Below are 18900 nucleotides of genomic sequence, written 5' to 3'. Positions count from 1 at the left end.
CCTGCTATGCTAACAGTTACTAAAACCTGTTCATTGCGACATAGGAAGCGGGCATGGCGAGCAGTGCGAATCTCGGGCGTCATCTGGAAGACTATGTGACAGATCTTGTGAAAAGCGGACGGTACAATTCCCGCAGTGAAGTGCTGCGGGAAGGTATTCGAATGATCGAGGAGCGTGAAAAACGCCTTACGGCACTCGACCTTTCCATCGCGCGGGGCCTTGCGCATGCTGGTGAGGGGCGGACGAAAAGCGGAAAAGAAGTGCTGACTCGTCTCACAACCAAGCTGTTTCCGGAAGTATGATGGTCGGAACGGAGGTTGACATTTCTACATAGCCTTTTACTGCAACGTTACAGATTTGCCGCTGGAGCCTCCTATGATCGATCCCAAAACTCTTGCCGCACGTTTTCCCGGTGATTTCATGTTCGGTGTCGCCACGGCGGCCTTCCAGATTGAAGGCGCGACGAAGGTGGACGGCCGCAAAGCCTCCATCTGGGACGCCTTCTCGAATATGCCGGGCAGGGTTTACAAGGGTCACAATGGCGACGTCGCCTGCGATCACTACAACCGCCTCGAAGCCGATCTCGATCTGATCCACTCGCTGGGCGTCGAGGCTTACCGGTTCTCGATTGCCTGGCCGCGGATCATTCCCGAGGGCACGGGACCGGTCAACGAGAAGGGGCTGGATTTCTACGAGCGCCTCGTCGATGGACTGAAGGCGCGAGGCATCAAGGCGTTCGCGACGCTCTACCACTGGGACCTGCCGCTGGCGCTGATGGGCGACGGCGGCTGGACATCGCGGACAACCGCCTATGCCTACCAGCGTTATGCCAAGACCGTCATCCAGCGGCTGGGCGACCGGCTGGATTCGGTGGCGACCTTCAACGAGCCCTGGTGTTCCGTCTGGCTCAGCCACCTCATGGGCGTGCATGCGCCGGGCGAGCGCAATATGGACGCGGCGCTGCATGCGCTGCATTTCACCAATCTCGCCCATGGCCTCGGTGTTGCAGCCATCCGTGCGGAGCGTCCCGACCTTCCGGTTGGCCTCGTTTTCAATCCCATGCATGTCTATGCTGGCAGCGATAGCGCCGAGGACACGGCGGCGGCGGATCGCGCCTTCGATTTCCACAATGGCGTGTTTTTCGGCCCCGTCTTCAAGGGACAATATCCCGAAGGTTTCATGAGCGCGCTTGGCCACCGCATGCCGGCCATCGAGCCCGGTGATATGGAAACCATCGGCCAGAAGCTCGACTGGTGGGGCCTCAATTACTACACGCCGATGCGCGTCAGCCACGATCCGACGCCCGGTGCGGACTATCCGGCGACGGTCGGCGCCAAGTTTGTCAGCGACGTCAGGACCGATATTGGCTGGGAAGTCTTTCCGCAGGCACTGGGTGATGTCGTGCGCAAGTTGAACGCCGAATATGCAATGCCGGACTGCTACATCACGGAAAACGGCGCCAGCTACAACATGGATGTCGAGAATGGCGTTGTCAATGACCAGCCGCGGCTCGACTACATTTCCGACCATCTTTCCGTCACCGCCGATCTGATCACCGAGGGCTATCCGATGAAAGGCTATTTCGCCTGGAGCCTCATGGACAATTTCGAATGGGCGGAAGGATACCGCATGCGTTTTGGCATCGTCCATGTCGATTACCAGACGCAGGTGCGCACCCTCAAAAAGAGCGCCCACTGGTACAAGGCGCTGGCCGAACAGTTTCCGAAGGGCAATCATAAACCGGGCTGACGGGAATGGCGTCCTGTCGGCCGGGCTTGGAATTGACACAGACGGACTGACCGGCTTACTCCGGTTTCATGGCGCTTGATCTTTCCGATTTCGACAAGGCCCTGCTGGCGGGGATGCAGGGCGAGGCTGCAGCCTTTTGCATGCGGCTGCTGGTGCGTTTTGCCGATGCTGTAGGGGCAGAGCGCTTCATCGATATTGAGGCCGCCCACATCGATGGCTGCCTCTATCTCGGACAGGTCAGCCTGGACTTTGTCGAGCACCTGGTGCGCCACAAGGGGCGGGTGCGGGTGCCGACAACGCTGAATGTCGGTTCGGTCGATCTCATCCATCCGGAATTGTTCATTGGCGAGGCGCAGATCGGCACGGGCGGAGCGCGGCTGATGCGGGCGCATGAAGACCTCGGCTGCTTCTCGACCTTCACCTGCGCGCCCTACCAGACGCTGTTCAGGCCCCGCTTCGGTGCCCAGATCGCCTGGGCCGAATCCAATGCCATCGTCTTTGCCAATTCTGTTATCGGCGCCCGCACCAATCGCTACGGCGATTTCATCGATCTCTGTTGCGCCATGACGGGAAGGGCGCCGCTTTACGGGCTCCACCTTGCGGAAAACCGCCGGGCGCAGGTGCTCGTCGAGATCGAGAGCCTGCCGGAGGAATGGCAGGATGCCGGCCCCGTCTGCGTGGCCGTCGGCCACACGATCGGCAAGCGCTGCGGCAGTCTCATTCCGGCGATCGTCGGTCTGCCGGGCCATGCCCAGGAAGACGACCTGAAGGCGCTTGGCGCGGTTGCCGCGTCGTCGGGGGCCGTGGCGCTGTTTCATGCAGTCGGCCTGACACCCGAGGCGCCGACGGTTGAGGCCGCGTTCCAGGGTCAGGCGCCGGTGGAGACCATCCGCCTGACCGCCGATGATCTGCGCCGCACCGTCCGCGACCTCTCGACCGTTCCGGATGGCACGCCGCTTACCGGCGTCAGTTTCGGCACGCCGCATTTCTCGTTTCAGGAATTTACCCGATTGATGCCCCTGCTCGAGGGTGCAAGGCCGATCGTCGATATCTACATCAACACCCATCGCGGCGTTCTCGATCAGCTTGCAGCGTGTGGCTGGGACAGGGTTCTGACGGCCGCCGGCATCACACTGGTCATCGACACCTGCACCTATGTGACGGCAATCATGCGCGATATGAGCGGCGCGATCATGACGAATTCCGGCAAGATGGCCTATTATGCGCCCGGCAATATCGGTGTCGAGATCGCTTTCGGATCGCTTGCCGACTGCATGGCATCGGCCCGGGCGGGAAAGGTGGTGTGGCTGTGAGCGGAGACGCCAAAAAACATATTGCGACCTTGCTGGCGCCGGGCTTTGCGGAAGCGTCGCCATTTGTGCTTGCGGAGCCCCTGAGCTTCTGGGGCGGCCTTGATTCCGCGACCGGGCGGATCATCGACCGCTGGCATCCGCAGAAGGATGCGATCATCACCGGCAGGATCCTGCTGATGACGGCGGGCAGGGGGTCGAGTTCGGGCAGTTCGGTTCTTGCCGAAGCAATCCGCCTCGGCAAGGGGCCGGCCGGCATCGTGCTTCTCAGCCGGGACGCGATCGTTACCGTCGGTGCGATGGTCGCCGCCGAGCTCTACGGCATTGCCTGTCCGGTGGTGATGGCACGGGAGGAGGATTGGGCAGAGATTTCTTCTGCGTCGCGCCTGACGCTGCAGGCCAGCGGAGACGCCGCTTTTATCCTGCTGCCATGACGGCTGCCATCATGGGTCGGCGCATTCAGCTCCCCAGATGTCGGATGCCGCGTGTGCGGGCGATCTCGATCTGTTGCTGGCGCTGCCGGTAACGCTGCCGGTCGTCTTCCGTGCGGCTCTCGTGGCAGTGGATGCAGGCGACCCCCGGTTCATGATGCGGCGATGTCAGGTCTTCTGGTGTCAGCGGCTGGCGGCAGGCATGGCAAAGCGTGTGTTCGCCTTCGGCAAGGCCGTGGGTCACGGACACGCGGTCGTCAAAGACGAAGCAGGCGCCATCCCACAGGCTGTTTTCTTCCGGCATTTCCTCCAGATATTTCAGGATGCCGCCCTTCAGGTGATAGACCTCGTCGAAGCCCTGTTCCTTCATGAAGGCCGTCGCCTTTTCGCAGCGGATTCCGCCGGTGCAGTACATGGCGATTTTCGGCTTGTTGTGCAGGCCGGGATTGTTGCGCACCCAGTCGGGAAAATCGCGAAAGCTCTTGGTCTTCGGATCGACGGCGCCGCGAAACGTGCCGATCGCGGTCTCGTAGTCGTTGCGCGTATCGATGACGATCGTCTCCGGATCGGAAATCAGCGCGTTCCAGTCCTGGGGTGCGACATAGGTGCCGACAACGCGCCGGGGGTCGATATCCTCGACGCCCATGGTGACGATCTCTTTTTTCAGCCGCACCTTCATGCGCAGGAAGGGCATGGCAGACGCCCGGCTTTCCTTGTGCTCGAGGGCCGCGAATTCCGGCTGGGCGCGGAGATAGGAGAGCACGGCCTTGATGCCGGCATCCGTGCCGGCGATGGTTCCGTTGATACCTTCATGGGCGATCAGAAGCGTGCCCTTGACGCCCTCGGCATCGCACAGCGCCTGCAATGGCGCGCGAAAATCCGCGTAGCGCACGAAGGAGACGAAATGATAGAGCGCGGCAACGAGGAACTGGCCCTCTGCCTGTGGGCGCGGAATTGAAAGAGTGTCGGTCATGCGGCGTGAAATACAGCGTTCCGACCGTTGACGCAATTCCCCCAGGCATTGCGCCGGGCCATGTCAATCCGGCGGGCGCCCGTCCAGCGCCAGATACTGGTTTGAAAAACGCCGCTCGCCGCTCACCTCCCGGCCGATCCAGTCTGGCAGGTCCGGCCTGTCGTCCTCGCTCCGCATCTCGACCTCGGCGATCACCAGTCCTTGCAGGGCGCCATCATAGACGTCGACCTCCCAGACGAAGCCGTGGAAGGGCACGCGGTAGCGGGTTTTTTCGATGACGATGCCGACAGCGAGATCAATCATGGCCAACGCATCCGACAGCGGAATTTCATATTCGAACTCGTCGCGCACCACTGCGCTTTTCCCCACCTTGAGTGTCATGCGGGCGCTTTTGCCATCGGCAATTCTCACCCGTACCGACCGGTCGTCCATGGTGACGATGTAGGCCTGCTGGAACACGCTCCCCGTTTCGGCCTCGCTGCGCCAGCCGTCTCCCGACACCAGAAACTTGCGTTCGATCTCTTTGGCCATTGCCGCTCCCGAACAGAAATCCGCCTGCGTCTCTCTGTCGCTTTCCTTGCAATCCAGCGCCCAGCAGGTGTTGTCAATGCGCTGTCGCCATGTTGCTATAAACGTCTACCATATGCAAAGCCGGGTTTTGTCTCGACAAAACAGATCGGCGGGAGTATTCGGGTCCAACATTCAATCGTTTTAAAAGGCGTTTCGGCATGAGTGAAAAAAACGACAAGCTCCTTTCCATCCTGAAATTGCAGCCGGTTGTTCCGGTTCTCGTGATCGATGATCTGGCCTCTGCGGTGCCGTTGGCACGCGCGCTTGTCGCCGGTGGATTGAAGGCGATCGAGATCACGCTGCGAACGACCGCGGCGCTCGAAGCCATCCGTGCGGTGGCCAACGAGGTCGAAGGTGCCGTGACGGGTGCCGGAACCATCCTGAATGCAGCGCAGTACGAGGCAGCCGTCGAGGCCGGCTCGCAGTTCATCGTCAGCCCTGGCACGACGCAGGAACTGATCGACGCCGCCGCGGATTCCGAAATTCCGCTGCTGCCGGGTGCGGCAACTGCCAGCGAAGTCATGGGATTGCGCGAGGAAGGCTTCACGATGATGAAGTTCTTCCCGGCCGAGCAGGCAGGGGGCGCCGCCTATCTGAAGTCGCTGTCTTCGCCGCTGGCCGGCACGTTCTTCTGCCCGACGGGTGGCATTTCGCTCTCCAACGCACGCGACTACCTGTCGCTGCCGAACGTTGTCTGCGTTGGCGGATCCTGGGTCGCGCCGAAGGAACTGGTCGCCCGGGGCGATTGGGCCGGCATTACCAAGCTGGCATCGGAAGCCTTCGCGCTGCGCGGCTGATGATTCCGGATGTTGAAACAACCAAGGCCGGGCGGAAACGTCCGGCTTTGTCGTTTCCGTCATCCGATTGTATTTCACGGAAGGCATTCCTATGTTGCGATGAACACCAACACGGGACGGAGTGAGAACCTATGTTCGACGCTAAGAAATTGCTGGATCAGTTGCTCGGCTCGCAGGTACCGGGAGCCGGCGGCACGGTCCGCGATCGCGCCGGCCAGTTGACGCAGATGGCGAAAGACAATCCGCTGAAGACCGCGGGCCTGGCTGCCGTGCTTCTCGGCACAGGAACAGGTCGCGACATTGCCGGTGGTGCGCTCAAGCTGGGTGGCCTCGCAGCCATCGCCGGGCTCGGATACCAGGCCTACAAGAATTACCAGGCGGGACAGACGCCGGCCGCTGCCGATGCGCCGGTCCAGTCGACGCCGGAACTCCTGCCGCCACCGGCTGATTCCGGTTTCAGCACCGCGCCCGAGGTGATGCGCAACGATTTCGTTCTCGTTCTGGTGCGCGCGATGATCGCTGCGGCGCGTGCCGACGGTCATATCGATGATGCCGAGCGCGCTCGCATCATGGACAAGGTCAAGCTGTCAGGTCTCGATTCGGAGGCCGAGAGCTTCCTTCGGGACGAGTTGAGCAAGCCGGTCGATCTCGATGCCATGGTCTCGGCGGCAAGGACCGAGGAAGAGCGCGTTGAGCTCTACACGGCCTCGCGCCTCGCGATCGATGCCGACAACCGGGCCGAGCGCGGCTATCTCGACCAGTTGGCCGGCCGCCTTGGCTTGGCCGACGCCCTGATCGATCATATCGAGGCGACGGTGTCCGCCGCCAAGACGGCGACTGTCGAAACGCAGCCGGCTCAGACATCCGTGCCGCAGATCGGCGAGACGCCCGTCAAGTCTCCCTGGTAGACAGTCGTTTGCTGCGTATGACTGGAGGGTTTCATTGCGGCGTGTCAAAGCGCCGCAATGGCCTTCTGGTGTAAATGGCCTTTACTGACGAATGTTTTCGGGGCATGGCTGGCGCACACGGCGTGGCCGCCCTGCCAGCCATGACAAAAACAACAGCACGGGCATCAGCAAGGAAGAGCATGACCGATCCGGTCCGAAAAGAACGTTCGCCGGCCATTGCTGCCGCCATCATTCTCGTGGTCGTTGCCATCGGTTTCTACCTGCTGCCATCGATGATGTTGTGGCTCGGTGATTATTCGCCATGGCTTGCAGCCGTTTTCGGTGCCCTGTTCGTGCTCGGCTTCTTCTTGATCTTCTGGTTGCGCGCCCGCTATCAGCGCCGGCGCGGCCTTTAGGGCCAGCTATCAGAGGCCAGACCTCAGGCCTGCAGGGATGCGACGAGCAAAATCAGGCCCAATACCAGGACCAGCAACGCGCCGGCAATCTCGATGCCGTTGCCGACCCTGACGGCGGCTGCATCGCTTGAGGCGTAGCGCACAGCAAATCCCTTTGCCGTCACGGCCAATGTCGCCAGGAGCGATACCGTGAGCGCTGTTCCGATCGACATGGCAAAGACGGACAGGATGCCGCCAAGGTAAAGCCCGTTCAAAAGGGCGAAGCTCAAAACAATCAGTGCGCCGGAGCAGGGCCGCAGGCCAACCGCAATGATGGCAGACCATGCCTCGCGCAAGGCGAACCGGTCGCCCTTCAACAGGGACGGGTCGGGCGCATGGGCATGCCCGCAGGTGTCGCAGACTTCGCCATGCGCATGATTGTGGTGATCGTGTCCCGGATGCGCATGACCGGTGTGGTGATCGATGGTCGCTGCCCGGCTTGCCGCCATGGCGCGCAATTTCCGGAACAGAAGCCAGCCGCCAAAGATGGCGATCAGCGCGAAACTGACAACTTCGAGGAAATGCGTGGCTTGGGTCATCGAGATCGAGCTGCCGCGCAGCACGAGATAGGCGGCGCCGACCAAAAGGATTGCGACGATGCCCTGCAGGAAGGAGGACATGAAGGAGAGCAGAACGCCGCGCTTCAGTTCGGTCTCGTTGGCGATCATGTAGGAGGAAATGACGGCCTTGCCATGGCCCGGACCAGCGGCATGGAAGACGCCGTAGGCAAAGGACAGGCCGATCAGCGAGGTCAACTGCCAGGGGTTCTCCCGCATGCCTTTCAGCGCGCCCGTCAGGGTGCGGTAGAAGCCCTGTTGCTCCATGTTGACCCAGGAAAAGAAACCGCCAAACAGGCCGGTCGTCTGGAAGGCCGGCTCGGCCGTGCCGATGCCGAGCGGCGACTGGGCGTGGGCCACCGCCGCGAAAGCTGCCGCCAGGCACAGGCTGATCGTCGCGATACGGGCGACAGTTCCGGCCTTCAGCATGTGAGCTCCATGCGCGTTGCAAACATTTTCGACATGTCGGTGCCTGTCGGGTCGTTGAAGAAGGCATCTGTCAGGCTGCCCTGGTTCTGGGCGAGCACTTCGTCGGGGTCCGGGCGTACGACCTTGTGGGAGCAGGCGTTCACCTTGTCGCCGATCAGCGCCAGGTCGTCATCCGTCGGAAAGTCCATGGCGGTATACATCGAGGGATCATAGACGCCGAAGGACATGGTGCCCTTCAGTGCCAGGGTCACTGCCGGTTTTACGCTGAAGAACAAAAGTAGCTGGCCGTCCTTGTAGTCGGCATGGATTTCTGAAGGTTTCTGGACCTTGACGCTTTTGCCATTGTCGAAAATGGTCGTGTAATAATCGTACTCTTCCAGCGAATCGAGAACCGTCTGCCCAACCTCGGCGAGTTCGTCCGGATCGAGCTGCGCATTCGAGTTCTTGTCGAAATCGAGCATGACGCTCGATGAGAACAATTCGTCGAAGCGCCAGATATTGCGCAGTTCGGTGATCTCGTCCTTATCGTCGGAGACGATTTCGAGGCGTGCCTCTGCAAAGATATGCGGGTGCGCAAAGGCAAGCGACGGCGCAAGCACCAGCGCCGCTGCCAGGGTCATGAGCTTTGTCTTCATTGTGCGGTTGTCCCGTCTGCCTGCGCCGAAGCACGATGCGATCTGCATTCCTTGTAGCGGAATTGGGACGGAATTGGGACCCGTATCATGCGTTCTTCCGGAACCAGGCATGCAGGAAATCGACCAAGGTGCGCACCTTGGCCGGCAGGTAGCGCCGGTGCGGATAGATGGCATAGATGCCACGATCCCTAGGCAGGTAATCCTCCAGCAGCGAGACGAGCACGCCCGACGCAATCTTCGGTCGCGCTATGAATTCTGGGACGGCGGAAACGCCGAGCCCTGATTCGGCCGCGCGGATGGAAGCCAGCGGACTGTTGACTTCCATCGGGCCTGTGACGGGAACACTGAAACCGGTGCCGTCCTTCTCGATAAAGCGCCAGTTGCTGTAGGATCGGCCGTTCGTATCGATGACGCAGGGCACACGGGCGAGATCCGACGGATGGAGTATCGGGCCGTGTTTCTCGAGAAAGTCCGGCGACGCACAGATCTTGATCTGGAAATCGTCAAGCTTGCGCGCGATCAACGTCGAATCCTCAAGCTTGGTGATGCGGATCGCCACGTCGAAGCCTTCCTCGACGAGATCAACGAAACGATCGTCCGAGACGATTTCAAGAGCAAGCTCCGGGTGCTCCTTGGCGAAATCCATCAGCGACTGGCCGATGTCTGCATCGATGAATGTGCGCGGGGCGGTGATCCTCAGCTTGCCCTTGAGGTCGGAATTGTTGGCGCGTACGAGATCGGCAAGATTGTCGATTTCCTTGAGGATCTCCGACGCGGTCCGATAATAGGTGTGCCCCGCCTCCGTCAGTGAAAACTGTCGTGTCGTGCGGTTGAGAAGGAGCGCGCCGAGTTCGTCTTCCAGCTCACGGACATATTTTGACAGGAGCGCCTTGGAGCGTCCGATCTTGCGCGCCGCGGCCGAAAATCCTTCCGCATCGACGACGTCGATAAACGCGCGTATCCGGGTGAGGGTGTCCATGGTTTGCGCTCCTTGCTCGGGCGTCGCGTGTGCGCCGCAAATGATTCGATCGTATTTCGCGCAACTTCCGGAAATCTGTCGATGGCAGTCTCGTGTCGCCTTCCCGGACGATGCCGGAACTTCAAGCGGTTTTTCGATAAAAACTATTTAAAATCAGTGCTTTGTGTCAGCATTTTGCGATCACTTCACTGTTCGGTAAATGTGAACGATGGAATTGGCTTCGTCCAGCGCAAAAAATCAGAGGCTGATTTCAAAAAAGTCTTGATTACGACAATGTTTTTTCTTATCTCCCTCTCAGCCCAAAGTCGCACGTGCCCATGGGTGTCCGCCGACCCTCGAATTTGGTGAGGAAATCGGTAAGGTACCTGGAATTAACCCCTCCAGTCGCTAGCCCGGCCAACCGGACAATGCGAGGACATCTGAAGCAACGACGGTGCGGGCCTTTTTGTTCTCTTCCGGCTTTCCATCAGCCGGGGTTACTGAAGAGGCACACCTTCATTGCCCGAAGTGCGGTAGGGACACCCCTCCAATCAAAGGCAGACAAAGCCGAACAAAGCTCCTGGCAGGGCGTTGTTCACTTATCCGCGCATCGTGCGCATGTCTGGATCCGGGGTTTCCACCGGCTGGTTCCAGCTCATGTTCGCGCATGTCCTTTGTCCTCCGGTTTTCCCGGAGCGTTTGGAATATGGGGAATTAGAGCTATGACCACTGCACGCATCATCGACTTCATCAACACCCGCCGTCCCGAAGGCCCTTGCCTTGTCGTGGACCTCGATGTCGTCGCCGGCAATTTCAAGGCCTTCAAGCATGCGCTGCCGGACAGCTCGATCTATTATGCGGTGAAGGCAAACCCAGCGCCGGAAATCCTGCGCCTGCTCGCCGGTCTCGGCTCCAATTTCGATTGCGCCGGCGTGGCTGAAATCGAAATGGCGCTCGACGCTGGTGCCACCGCAGCCCGCATTTCCTATGGCAACACGATCAAGAAGGAGCGTGATATCGCCAAGGCGCATGCGCTCGGCGTTTCGCTCTTTGCGGTCGACAGCCATGAGGAAGTCGAAAAGATCGCCCGTGCCGCTCCCGGTGCCCGTGTATTCTGCCGTGTCCTCACCGATGGCGAAGGTGCCGAATGGCCGCTTAGCCGCAAGTTCGGCTGCGTTCCGCAGATGGCTGTCGACGTTCTCGTCTACGCGCATCAGCTCGGCCTCGTGTCCCATGGCGTCTCCTTCCATGTCGGCTCGCAGATGACCAAGGTCGATGCCTGGGATTCGGCATTGGCCGATGCCAAGCGCGTCTTCGTTTCGCTGGCCAAGCAGGGCATCGAACTGAAGATGGTCAACATGGGCGGCGGTTTCCCGACCAAGTACCTGAAGGATGTGCCGACGGCGGAAGCCTATGGCCAGGCGATCTTTGGCTCGCTGCGCAAGCACTTCGGCAACAACATTCCGGAAACGATCATCGAGCCGGGTCGCGGCATGGTCGGCAATGCGGGTGTGATCAAGGCGGAAGTCGTTCTGATTTCGAAGAAGTCGGACAATGACAACCATCGCTGGGTGTTCCTCGACATCGGCAAGTTCGGCGGTCTCGCCGAAACCATGGACGAGGCAATCCGCTACCCGATCCGCACCGCGCATGATGGCGACGTCATGGAGCCCTGCGTTCTGGCCGGTCCGACCTGCGATTCGGCAGACGTGCTGTACGAGAAGAACATGTATCCGCTGCCGATCTCGCTTTCGATCGGCGACGAGGTTCTGATCGAGGGCACCGGTGCCTATACGACGACCTATTCGGCCGTCGCCTTCAACGGTTTCGACCCGCTGAAGTCCTACGTCATCTAACGGTCTGCTCCGGTTTTGCCGGAGCAGCCACCTTCACAATTTGTCACAACCGCCGCTAACTACGGTATTGGGTACGGGAGGCCGACATGGCCGCTGTTCTTGATTCTGTCCGCGCCTTCTTTGCGCAGAATGCCTTCACCATCGACATGGAAAATCCGGGCGACGTCGTCGCACGCGAGAACCTGCTGGACCGCACCATGGGTCCCGGCCGTCGCCGCAAGTCGTCCGAGACGCTGCGCCGCAACCGCGTGCCGGCCGAGGGGTTGGCGCTTGTGGCACGTGATCCGGACGGTCATGTCATCGGTACCGTGCGCCTGTGGAATGTCGAGGCAGGGGTCAGCCGCTATGGTGCCCCGGTGCCGGCCTTGCTGCTTGGCCCGCTTGCCGTCGACGATGGCCATGAGGGCAAGGGCATCGGCGGCGCGCTGATGCGGGCAGCGATTGGCGAAGCCAAGACGCGCGGCCACGGCGCCGTCCTGCTCGTCGGCGATGCGCCCTATTACGAGCGCTTCGGCTTTTTCGGCGAAAAGGCCGCGCATCTGGTGATGCCGGGTCCGTTCGAGCGCAGCCGTTTCCTGGCGCTGGAACTGAAGGAAAACTGGCTGCAGGGAGCTGCCGGCATGCTGACGGCCACCGGCCGCAAGCTGATGCAGGCGCCGATGAAGCGGGCGGCGTGACAGGATCGGCGTGATAACGCCGGTTCACCTTCCCGTGACATGACAGACCATTGCCATAACTGCCGCTTTTTCAGCAAAAGCGGCAGTTATGCGTTGGTGATGAAAACCCTGATGACTTCCGCCCTTCTGCTTGCCCTGTGTGCGCCCGTCGCGTCTGCCCAGGCGCAGGCGACGCCACCTGCCGCGCAAACATCCGTTTCCCCCGCGCTCATGAAAGTTCTGGAGGGTGCGTCGTCTTTGACGCCACTGAAAGCCGTGATTGTTTCGCGCCAGAGAGAGGTTCTGGGCGAACGCGGGTTGGGCGGGCACAGTCCGGCGGAATCCGCCAATATCAAGTCGGCCTCCAAATCCGTGATTTCGGCTCTTGTCGGTATCGCCATCGATAAAGGCGTGCTCACCGGTGTCGATCAGCCGATCGCCCCGATACTCAAGGCCGAACTTCCTGCCGCTCCGGATCCTCGCATCCACAAAATCACCATCGGCAATCTTTTGTCCATGCAGGCCGGCCTCGACCGCATGTCCGGGCCGAACTACGGGCGCTGGGTTTCGAGCCGCAACTGGGTGCGTACCGCTCTTGCGGCTGACTTCGTCGATGAACCGGGCGGCGACATGCTGTATTCGACAGGGTCCAGCCATCTTCTTTCAGCCGCTCTGTCCCGCGTGACCGGGCGCTCGACGCTTTCGCTCGCCCGCGAGTGGCTCGGTCCTGTCGAAGGTTTCGAAATCCAGGCCTGGGATCGCGACCCGCAGGGGATTTATCTCGGCGGAAACCAGATGGCGATGAGCACCCGCTCGCTTCTTGCTTTCGGTGAGCTCTATCTCAATGGCGGTAAAAATCGCGCCGGCGCACAGATTGTTTCGCCGGACTGGATTGCGCAATCCTGGACGCCGCGCACGAATTCGCGCTTTTCCGGTGATAGCTATGGCTACGGCTGGTTCACCCGTGAGATCGGCGGCAGCACAGTGCACCTTGCCTGGGGTTTCGGCGGTCAGATGCTCTATCTTGTGCCGGAGCTTGATCTCGCCGTGGCGATGACGTCGGATGAGAGCGGGCCGTCTGCGCGAACCGGTTATCGCGATGACCTGCATGCGCTGATGGCGCAGATCATCGGTGCCGTGCGCGAGGGATAAGGGTGCTGCTTGACACTCAGGCCTTCTTGACCGCCAGCCAGATCGTATGTCGGGCGCCGCCGCGCTTTCCATTGGCGCGGACGCTGACGTCCTCAGCCACAAAACCCGCCGTCTTCAATCGCCTGGTAAACTGACTATCGGGCGCCGAGGACCAGACGGCGAGCACGCCGCCGGGTCGCAACGCTGCCTTCGCGGCATGGAGCCCGGCAAGGTTGTAGATGTCGTCATTGGCCGGTCGCGTCAGCGCTTCCGGTCCATTGTCGACATCAAGCAGGATTGCGTCATAGGCGGCGCGCTCAGCGCGGATCAAGGCGCCGACATCGCTCTCGCGGATGGTGACGCGCGGGTCTGACAGGCTGTCACCGAAGACTTCGGCCATCGGCCCGCGGGCCCAGGCGATAACCGCTGGCACAAGTTCGGCAACGACGATACTGGCTGTGTCGCCGACCTCTTTCAATGCCGCGCGCAGCGTGAAGCCCATGCCAAGCCCGCCGATCAGGATGGCGGAGCGGGAAGCGCTGCGGATCCGGTCGCAGGAGAGCTTGGCCAACGCTTCTTCCGAACCGCTCAGCCGGCTGTTCATCAGCTCGTTGGTGCCGAGCATGATCGAGAATTCCGTGCCGCGCTGCTTCAGCCGCAGCGTGTCCGTTCCGCCGGGCATGATTGCGGTATCGATCACGGTCCAGGGGATCATCGCTTGCTCTTCCGGTGCTGCGACGGCTGACGACCGACGCGATGTTTCAGGCGGTAATGTCGATCACGCCGCAATCGCCGGCTTCCGATCCGAAGGCCAGCTGCTTGCCGCTGCGGTTCCACGCCATGGCACTGATCGCGCCCTTTCCGGGGCGGCGCAGCAGCACTTCCTTGGCATCGGCGAAGCGAACGGCAAGGATCATGCCGTCGGCATAGCCGATGGCAGCGATATCGTCGGTCGGGTGGCAGGCGACCTGCGTCACCATCATATTGCCGCGCGTGCCGAGTTCGAGCGGCGCCTTGCCCATCGGGCCGTCCTTCGCCTGGAATGGCCAGACAATGGCCGCTGGCGCGCCGGAGGATGCCAGCCACTTGCCCTTGGCCGACCAGGAGATCGACTTGATCTTGGCAGGATAGCCGGTCATGCGCATGTGGCGGGTTTCCGACCCTGGCTTGCTGTCCATTTTCCAGCCGTGCAGGGCGTTCTCCTGCATCATCGTCACGACGAAACGACCGTCCGGCGAGAAACTGACGCCGGTATGGGCGCCCTTCCATTCGAGATCGACCGGCGCTGCCGCCATGGCGACCCAATGCAGCGAGACGCCGTTGTAGCGGGCGACCGCGATGCGCAGGCCCTTGGGGGCAAAGGCGATTCCCTCGACCGTGCGCTCCTCTGTAAAGTCTTTTTCCGTCCCGTCCGCGAGCTTCACATGGGCCGTCTTGCCATGGGCATAGGCAACGGCACCTTGCGGGCCGGCGGCGATCTGCGAAATCCACTTGCGCGGCACATGGGCGATTTGCGTTACGCTACCGTCGATGCCGATGCGCAGGACCTTGCCGTCCTCGCCGCCGGTCAGAAGCGTATCGGTCGCCTCGTCGCGCACGCAGGCAAGAAGCCCGTCATGGGCCTCCACTGTTTTGTGACCATGGTCGAGACGGTGGATCAGGCCAGCGGACTCGGCAAAGAAGGGCACGTCGCCGAGATAGGCGACGCCGGCCACGTGACCGGCGAGATCGAGAGGAGCAACTGTCGGCATCAGTTCGGCTTTGCCTCGGCTGCGCAGGCGTTGAACGTCCGCTCGAGCTTTTCCCGGTCGAGTTCACGCCCGATGAAGACGAGACGGCTTTCGCGCTTTTCACCGTCCTTCCAGGGGCGCTGGTGATCACCTTCGATGATCATGTGCACGCCCTGCACGACATAACGCTCCTCGTCGCCCTGGAAGGCGATGATGCCCTTCAGGCGCAGGATGTTCGGGCCGTCCGTCTGGGTGATTTTCTGGATCCAGGGGAAGAAGCGGTCCGGGTTCATCTCGCCACCCCGCAGGGAAACCGACTGCACGGTCACATCATGGATCGGCGAGGGTGCGTGGTCGTGGTGATGATGATCGTGTCCATGGTCGTGCCCGTGATCGTGCCCGTGATCGTGATGCTCGTGCGCGTGATCATGCCCGTGATCATGATGGTCATGGCCACAATCGGGACCACAGGTGTGGTCATGCTCATGATGATCGTGATCGAGGAAATGCGGCTCGTTTTCCAGTGCCCGTTCCAGGTTGAAGGCGCCCTGGTTGAGAACCTTGTTCAGGTCGACATTGGAACGTTCGGTGCGGTGAATGCGGGCCGAAGGATTGATGGCGCGCACGGTCGCTTCGATCTTCGCCAGTTCTTCCGGCGTCACGAGATCGGTCTTGTTGAGCAGGATGACGTCGGCAAAGGCGATCTGGTCTTCGGCTTCGCGCGAATCCTTCAGCCGCAGCGGCAGATGCTTGGCGTCGACAAGGGCGACGACGGCATCGAGTTCGGTCTTGGCGCGGACGTCGTCGTCCATGAAGAAGGTCTGCGCGACCGGCACGGGATCGGCCAGGCCGGTCGTCTCGACGATGATCCCGTCAAACCGTCCCGGACGGCGCATCAGGCCCTCGACGACGCGGATCAGGTCGCCGCGCACCGTGCAGCAGACGCAGCCATTGTTCATCTCGTAGATTTCCTCGTCCGATTCGACGATCAGATCGTTGTCGATCCCGATCTCGCCGAATTCGTTGACGATCACAGCATATTTCTTGCCGTGGCTGTCCGACAGGATGCGGTTGAGCAGCGTCGTCTTGCCGGCGCCGAGATAACCGGTCAAAACGGTGACGGGAATGGGCTTGATTGCGGGGGCGGATGCGGTTTCGGTCATGGGAGAGCCTCGACAGATTGGCGGGCCGGAAATCCGGCCATCAGTGTTGCCATGTCATATAGGAGATGAAAAGCACCAACGCTACCCGTTGGCCGCATCGAATCCTCTGATATCGAAGCGATGGACATCCTTCAGGAGCTCGATGATCCCGTTGACCGCATGGGCGATGAGCGCCTCGCCCTTTTCGGCCGTTGCCACCGAAGCATTGCCGGCGACGCCTTTTGCATTGAGGTCTGACATCTTCCAGCCGAAGGCATGCGGACCATAGGCGCGCAGATGGGTGAAAAGGCCGGTAAATTCGCTTTGGCGTGAGGAAAAGTTTTCAGCCTTCGTTCTGTCCACCCTGTCTGGGTAGAGCGCCAGCATGACCGAGGTCTCGATATCGCCACCATGGATATCGATCGCCTTGTCCTGCGGCGCGATCCAGCCCGGCGGCTGGCCGAAGCGCGTCCAGCTCGTGGCAACAGCCAGCATGTTCAGCCGCACCCGCGCTTCCGTTGTGACGATCGTCATCAGCGGTGCGTTGCCGCCATGGGCGTTGAGCATGACCAGCTTGCGAAAGCCCTGTCGGTTCAGCTGTTCGGCGATGCCGAGCCATTTGCGGATGGCTTCGTCATAGGTGAGTGACTGCGTACCCTCGATATCCAGGTGCTCGATCGAATAGCCGACTGGCTCTGTCGGCAGAAAGGTGACGGGCAGACCAGCGGGCAGGGCGGCGACGAGGCGGTCCACCAGGCCTTCCGCAATCAGCGTGTCCGTCTCGAATGGCAGATGCGGGCCATGTTGCTCGTGGGCGCCGAGCGGCAGCACTGCAATCCAGTCGCGCCGGTCTTCGCGTGACGATCCGTCGCTTTCTTCCGTCCAGCGGGCGGGCGGGAATGGCATTTCTTTTCAAGCCTTTCGCTTCTGCTTGCGGGAATGGTGCCGTTTGAGTCATACAGGGGTGGTAAGGCCGTGCAAGAAATTTGGTGGAGGACCGATGGGAAAGAAAAGCAAGGCCGAGAAGAAAAACAAGGGCAAGAAGAAGCACGATCTCTCCATAGGGCCGCAGGATATTGCCTCGGTGCTGGTGCAGGCTGCCCGCTCGATGCGCACCGTCGTGTCGCGTAATCTGCTCGACAGCGGTCTTTATGCCGGCCAGGACGGCGTGATGCTGTTGCTGGCCGAAACGGACGGACTAACGGCCGGCAATCTGGCCATCAAGCTCGGCGTCAAGGCACCGACCATGACCCGCACCATCGGCCGGATGGAGGCGCAGGGTTTCGTCGAGCGTCGAACCGATGATGGTGACGGGCGACTGACGAAGGTCTATCTGACCGAGCTTGGCCGCAACAGCCTGCAAACGATCGAGGCCGCCGGGAAAACCTCCGAGACAATGGCCACGCAGGGCATGAGCGACAAGGAGATCAAGACGCTGATGAAGCTGCTTCGCGTCGTGGATGCCAACCTCCAGGGATCAACGCCCGGCGAATAGCGGCAGTGCTTGCCTTTTTTGCCGATTGCGGCGCCAATTTAAACAGTTTAAAGAGAATTTAAAAAGAACGGCCCGAAGGCCGACATGGAACGGCCGGAGGAAACGTGGCGCAGAAAGTCAAACTGTCAACCATCGCCGAAACGCTCGGCGTCTCGACGGCAACCGTGTCGCTCGCCTTGCGCGACAGCCCGCTCGTGGCAGCCACCACCCGCGACAAGATCAAGGAACAGGCCCGCGCGCTTGGCTATATCTACAACCGGCGCGCCGCCAGCCTGCGGACATCACGCTCCGGCATTATCGGTGTCGTCGTCCATGACATCATGAACCCGTTCTACGGTGAAATTCTGAAGGCCATCGAGGCCGAACTTGACCGCGACCGCCAGACTTTCATCCTTTCGAACCACTATGATTCCGTCGAGAAACAACGGGCTTTTATCGAAACCTTGCTGCAGCTCGGTGGCGATGGCGTCATCATGTCTCCGGCCATCGGCACGCCGCCGGAGGATATCCAGCTGGCGGAAGACAACGGCATGCCGGCGATCCTGATTGCCCGGTCGATCGAGGGGCTCGACGTGCCGATCTTCCGCGGTGACGACGCCTATGGTATTTCGCTGGCCACCAATCACCTGATCAGCCTCGGGCACCGGGTGATCGCCATGGTCGGCGGCACGGACCAGACATCCACCGGCCGCGACCGCTACCAGGGTTATGTCAACGCGTTGCGCAAGGCGAACATCGAGGTCGATCCGGATCTGCGCATTCCGGGCCCGCGCTCCAAGCAGGGTGGCTTCGAGGCGGCGGTGCATCTCCTGTCCCTGCCGCAAAAACCGACAGCCGTCGTCTGCTGGAACGACCTCGTCGCCATCGGCATGATGAACGGCATTGCCCGCGCCGGCCTCATTCCCGGCCGGGACGTGTCGGTCACCGGTTACGACGATCTCGAGGAAGCCTCGATCGCCACCCCGGCCCTGACGACGGTCTGGAACGGCCAGGCAGAGGTCGGCCGCAGTGCTGCACGCGCGTTGCTCGACAAACTGTCGGGCAGTCACGAACCGGATGGTATCCACCTGATCAAGCCGGAAATGCGTATCCGCCAGTCCACCGGCCCGTTGCGCATTCCCGTATCCGACCTTTCATAA

At 61.2% G+C, this 18900-nt stretch carries 21 protein-coding genes; 12 read left to right on the top strand and 9 right to left on the bottom strand.

Features of this window, described 5'->3' with window-relative positions:
- Window positions 1-53: 53 nt before the first annotated feature.
- The 4 genes from AX760_RS00355 to AX760_RS00340 all read left to right on the top strand — a co-directional run bounded on the left by AX760_RS00355 (window position 54) and on the right by AX760_RS00340 (window position 3493).
- Entirely contained in the window at window positions 54-302 is a 249-nt protein-coding gene (locus AX760_RS00355; protein ID WP_071830841.1) for a type II toxin-antitoxin system ParD family antitoxin, read from the top strand.
- A 73-nt stretch (window positions 303-375) separates the two neighbouring features.
- Window positions 376-1749 (top strand): GH1 family beta-glucosidase, encoded by a 1374-nt coding sequence (locus tag AX760_RS00350; protein WP_071830840.1) that lies wholly within the window; start codon window positions 376-378, stop codon window positions 1747-1749.
- A gap of 68 nt (window positions 1750-1817) precedes the next feature.
- On the top strand, window positions 1818-3062 hold the full coding sequence (locus AX760_RS00345; protein WP_071830839.1) for an aconitase X: 1245 nt from the start codon (window positions 1818-1820) through the stop codon (window positions 3060-3062).
- Window positions 3053-3493, top strand: a complete 441-nt coding sequence (locus AX760_RS00340; protein WP_245294898.1) for an aconitase X swivel domain-containing protein — start codon at window positions 3053-3055, stop codon at window positions 3491-3493. The genes AX760_RS00345 and AX760_RS00340 overlap by 10 nt, the downstream gene beginning before the upstream one ends.
- 25 nt (window positions 3494-3518) lie before the next feature.
- Here the strand turns inward: AX760_RS00340 and trhO are convergent, their stop codons facing one another.
- Both trhO and AX760_RS00330 read right to left on the bottom strand, forming a co-directional pair.
- The gene (gene trhO, locus AX760_RS00335) at window positions 3519-4463 is read right to left on the bottom strand and encodes an oxygen-dependent tRNA uridine(34) hydroxylase TrhO (protein WP_071830838.1); all 945 of its coding nucleotides are present in this window, start codon (window positions 4461-4463) and stop codon (window positions 3519-3521) included.
- Between the two features lie 63 nt (window positions 4464-4526).
- Entirely contained in the window at window positions 4527-4994 is a 468-nt protein-coding gene (locus tag AX760_RS00330; RefSeq protein ID WP_071830837.1) for a CYTH domain-containing protein, read from the bottom strand.
- A gap of 197 nt (window positions 4995-5191) precedes the next feature.
- Between AX760_RS00330 and AX760_RS00325 the strand changes: the two genes are divergently transcribed.
- The 3 genes from AX760_RS00325 to AX760_RS00315 all read left to right on the top strand — a co-directional run bounded on the left by AX760_RS00325 (window position 5192) and on the right by AX760_RS00315 (window position 7133).
- Entirely contained in the window at window positions 5192-5830 is a 639-nt protein-coding gene (locus AX760_RS00325; protein WP_071830836.1) for a 2-dehydro-3-deoxy-phosphogluconate aldolase, read from the top strand.
- A gap of 131 nt (window positions 5831-5961) precedes the next feature.
- Window positions 5962-6738 carry a tellurite resistance TerB family protein gene (locus tag AX760_RS00320; RefSeq protein WP_071830835.1) on the top strand — a complete coding sequence of 259 codons (777 nt, stop codon included), beginning with the start codon at window positions 5962-5964 and terminating at the stop codon, window positions 6736-6738.
- 179 nt (window positions 6739-6917) lie between these two features.
- Complete coding sequence (locus AX760_RS00315; RefSeq protein ID WP_071830834.1) at window positions 6918-7133, top strand: hypothetical protein; 216 nt, start codon at window positions 6918-6920, stop codon at window positions 7131-7133.
- Between the two features lie 23 nt (window positions 7134-7156).
- Here the strand turns inward: AX760_RS00315 and AX760_RS00310 are convergent, their stop codons facing one another.
- The 3 genes from AX760_RS00310 to AX760_RS00300 all read right to left on the bottom strand — a co-directional run bounded on the left by AX760_RS00310 (window position 7157) and on the right by AX760_RS00300 (window position 9772).
- Window positions 7157-8158 (bottom strand): nickel/cobalt transporter, encoded by a 1002-nt coding sequence (locus tag AX760_RS00310; protein ID WP_071830833.1) that lies wholly within the window; start codon window positions 8156-8158, stop codon window positions 7157-7159.
- Window positions 8152-8793, bottom strand: a complete 642-nt coding sequence (locus tag AX760_RS00305; protein ID WP_071830832.1) for a DUF1007 family protein — start codon at window positions 8791-8793, stop codon at window positions 8152-8154. Before AX760_RS00305 ends, AX760_RS00310 begins: the two co-directional genes overlap by 7 nt.
- An 85-nt stretch (window positions 8794-8878) precedes the next feature.
- Window positions 8879-9772, bottom strand: coding sequence for a LysR family transcriptional regulator (locus AX760_RS00300; RefSeq protein WP_071830831.1), 894 nt, complete (start codon window positions 9770-9772; stop codon window positions 8879-8881).
- A gap of 701 nt (window positions 9773-10473) precedes the next feature.
- On the opposite strand from AX760_RS00300, the gene odc2 reads away from it, so the two are divergent.
- From odc2 to AX760_RS00285, 3 genes are all read left to right on the top strand, one after another.
- Entirely contained in the window at window positions 10474-11607 is a 1134-nt protein-coding gene (odc2, locus tag AX760_RS00295) for an ornithine/lysine decarboxylase (RefSeq protein ID WP_071830830.1), read from the top strand.
- Between the two features lie 86 nt (window positions 11608-11693).
- On the top strand, window positions 11694-12284 hold the full coding sequence (locus AX760_RS00290) for a GNAT family N-acetyltransferase (RefSeq protein WP_071830829.1): 591 nt from the start codon (window positions 11694-11696) through the stop codon (window positions 12282-12284).
- Between the two features lie 111 nt (window positions 12285-12395).
- A complete protein-coding gene (locus AX760_RS00285) occupies window positions 12396-13415 on the top strand; it encodes a serine hydrolase domain-containing protein (protein ID WP_071831024.1) in 1020 nt (339 codons plus the stop codon).
- A gap of 16 nt (window positions 13416-13431) precedes the next feature.
- Here AX760_RS00285 and AX760_RS00280 read toward each other — a convergent pair whose 3' ends face one another.
- The 4 genes from AX760_RS00280 to AX760_RS00265 all read right to left on the bottom strand — a co-directional run bounded on the left by AX760_RS00280 (window position 13432) and on the right by AX760_RS00265 (window position 17172).
- Window positions 13432-14109, bottom strand: coding sequence for a spermidine synthase family protein (locus tag AX760_RS00280; RefSeq protein ID WP_071830828.1), 678 nt, complete (start codon window positions 14107-14109; stop codon window positions 13432-13434).
- A gap of 46 nt (window positions 14110-14155) precedes the next feature.
- Entirely contained in the window at window positions 14156-15145 is a 990-nt protein-coding gene (locus AX760_RS00275; protein ID WP_071830827.1) for a WD40 repeat domain-containing protein, read from the bottom strand.
- Window positions 15145-16287, bottom strand: a complete 1143-nt coding sequence (locus AX760_RS00270; RefSeq protein ID WP_071830826.1) for a CobW family GTP-binding protein — start codon at window positions 16285-16287, stop codon at window positions 15145-15147. The genes AX760_RS00275 and AX760_RS00270 overlap by 1 nt, the downstream gene beginning before the upstream one ends.
- A gap of 81 nt (window positions 16288-16368) precedes the next feature.
- On the bottom strand, window positions 16369-17172 hold the full coding sequence (locus tag AX760_RS00265; RefSeq protein ID WP_071830825.1) for a creatininase family protein: 804 nt from the start codon (window positions 17170-17172) through the stop codon (window positions 16369-16371).
- Between the two features lie 94 nt (window positions 17173-17266).
- On the opposite strand from AX760_RS00265, the gene AX760_RS00260 reads away from it, so the two are divergent.
- A complete protein-coding gene (locus tag AX760_RS00260; protein ID WP_071830824.1) occupies window positions 17267-17761 on the top strand; it encodes a MarR family winged helix-turn-helix transcriptional regulator in 495 nt (164 codons plus the stop codon).
- A 104-nt stretch (window positions 17762-17865) separates the two neighbouring features.
- Window positions 17866-18900, top strand: coding sequence for a LacI family DNA-binding transcriptional regulator (locus tag AX760_RS00255; protein ID WP_071830823.1), 1035 nt, complete (start codon window positions 17866-17868; stop codon window positions 18898-18900).

The organism is Pararhizobium antarcticum (assembly GCF_001885585.1).
Lineage (GTDB): Bacteria > Pseudomonadota > Alphaproteobacteria > Rhizobiales > Rhizobiaceae > Pararhizobium > Pararhizobium antarcticum.
Note: the sequence above shows the minus strand (reverse complement) of the source record. Positions and strands in the feature narration are given on the sequence as shown.

Bases quoted from the DNA above. Each gene is read 5' to 3' on its own strand.
- AX760_RS00305 (WP_071830832.1), bottom strand. From the start codon at position 8,793: ATGAAGACAAAGCTCATGACCCTGGCAGCGGCGCTGGTGCTTGCGCCG.
- AX760_RS00320 (WP_071830835.1), top strand. From the start codon at position 5,962: ATGTTCGACGCTAAGAAATTGCTGGATCAGTTGCTCGGCTCGCAGGTA.
- AX760_RS00280 (WP_071830828.1), bottom strand. From the start codon at position 14,109: ATGATCCCCTGGACCGTGATCGATACCGCAATCATGCCCGGCGGAACG.
- AX760_RS00355 (WP_071830841.1), top strand. From the start codon at position 54: ATGGCGAGCAGTGCGAATCTCGGGCGTCATCTGGAAGACTATGTGACA.
- AX760_RS00315 (WP_071830834.1), top strand. From the start codon at position 6,918: ATGACCGATCCGGTCCGAAAAGAACGTTCGCCGGCCATTGCTGCCGCC.
- AX760_RS00330 (WP_071830837.1), bottom strand. From the start codon at position 4,994: ATGGCCAAAGAGATCGAACGCAAGTTTCTGGTGTCGGGAGACGGCTGG.
- trhO (WP_071830838.1), bottom strand. From the start codon at position 4,463: ATGACCGACACTCTTTCAATTCCGCGCCCACAGGCAGAGGGCCAGTTC.
- AX760_RS00300 (WP_071830831.1), bottom strand. From the start codon at position 9,772: ATGGACACCCTCACCCGGATACGCGCGTTTATCGACGTCGTCGATGCG.
- AX760_RS00265 (WP_071830825.1), bottom strand. From the start codon at position 17,172: ATGCCATTCCCGCCCGCCCGCTGGACGGAAGAAAGCGACGGATCGTCA.
- AX760_RS00260 (WP_071830824.1), top strand. From the start codon at position 17,267: ATGGGAAAGAAAAGCAAGGCCGAGAAGAAAAACAAGGGCAAGAAGAAG.
- AX760_RS00310 (WP_071830833.1), bottom strand. From the start codon at position 8,158: ATGCTGAAGGCCGGAACTGTCGCCCGTATCGCGACGATCAGCCTGTGC.
- AX760_RS00290 (WP_071830829.1), top strand. From the start codon at position 11,694: ATGGCCGCTGTTCTTGATTCTGTCCGCGCCTTCTTTGCGCAGAATGCC.
- AX760_RS00345 (WP_071830839.1), top strand. From the start codon at position 1,818: ATGGCGCTTGATCTTTCCGATTTCGACAAGGCCCTGCTGGCGGGGATG.
- AX760_RS00325 (WP_071830836.1), top strand. From the start codon at position 5,192: ATGAGTGAAAAAAACGACAAGCTCCTTTCCATCCTGAAATTGCAGCCG.
- AX760_RS00275 (WP_071830827.1), bottom strand. From the start codon at position 15,145: ATGCCGACAGTTGCTCCTCTCGATCTCGCCGGTCACGTGGCCGGCGTC.
- AX760_RS00270 (WP_071830826.1), bottom strand. From the start codon at position 16,287: ATGACCGAAACCGCATCCGCCCCCGCAATCAAGCCCATTCCCGTCACC.
- odc2 (WP_071830830.1), top strand. From the start codon at position 10,474: ATGACCACTGCACGCATCATCGACTTCATCAACACCCGCCGTCCCGAA.
- AX760_RS00285 (WP_071831024.1), top strand. From the start codon at position 12,396: ATGACTTCCGCCCTTCTGCTTGCCCTGTGTGCGCCCGTCGCGTCTGCC.
- AX760_RS00350 (WP_071830840.1), top strand. From the start codon at position 376: ATGATCGATCCCAAAACTCTTGCCGCACGTTTTCCCGGTGATTTCATG.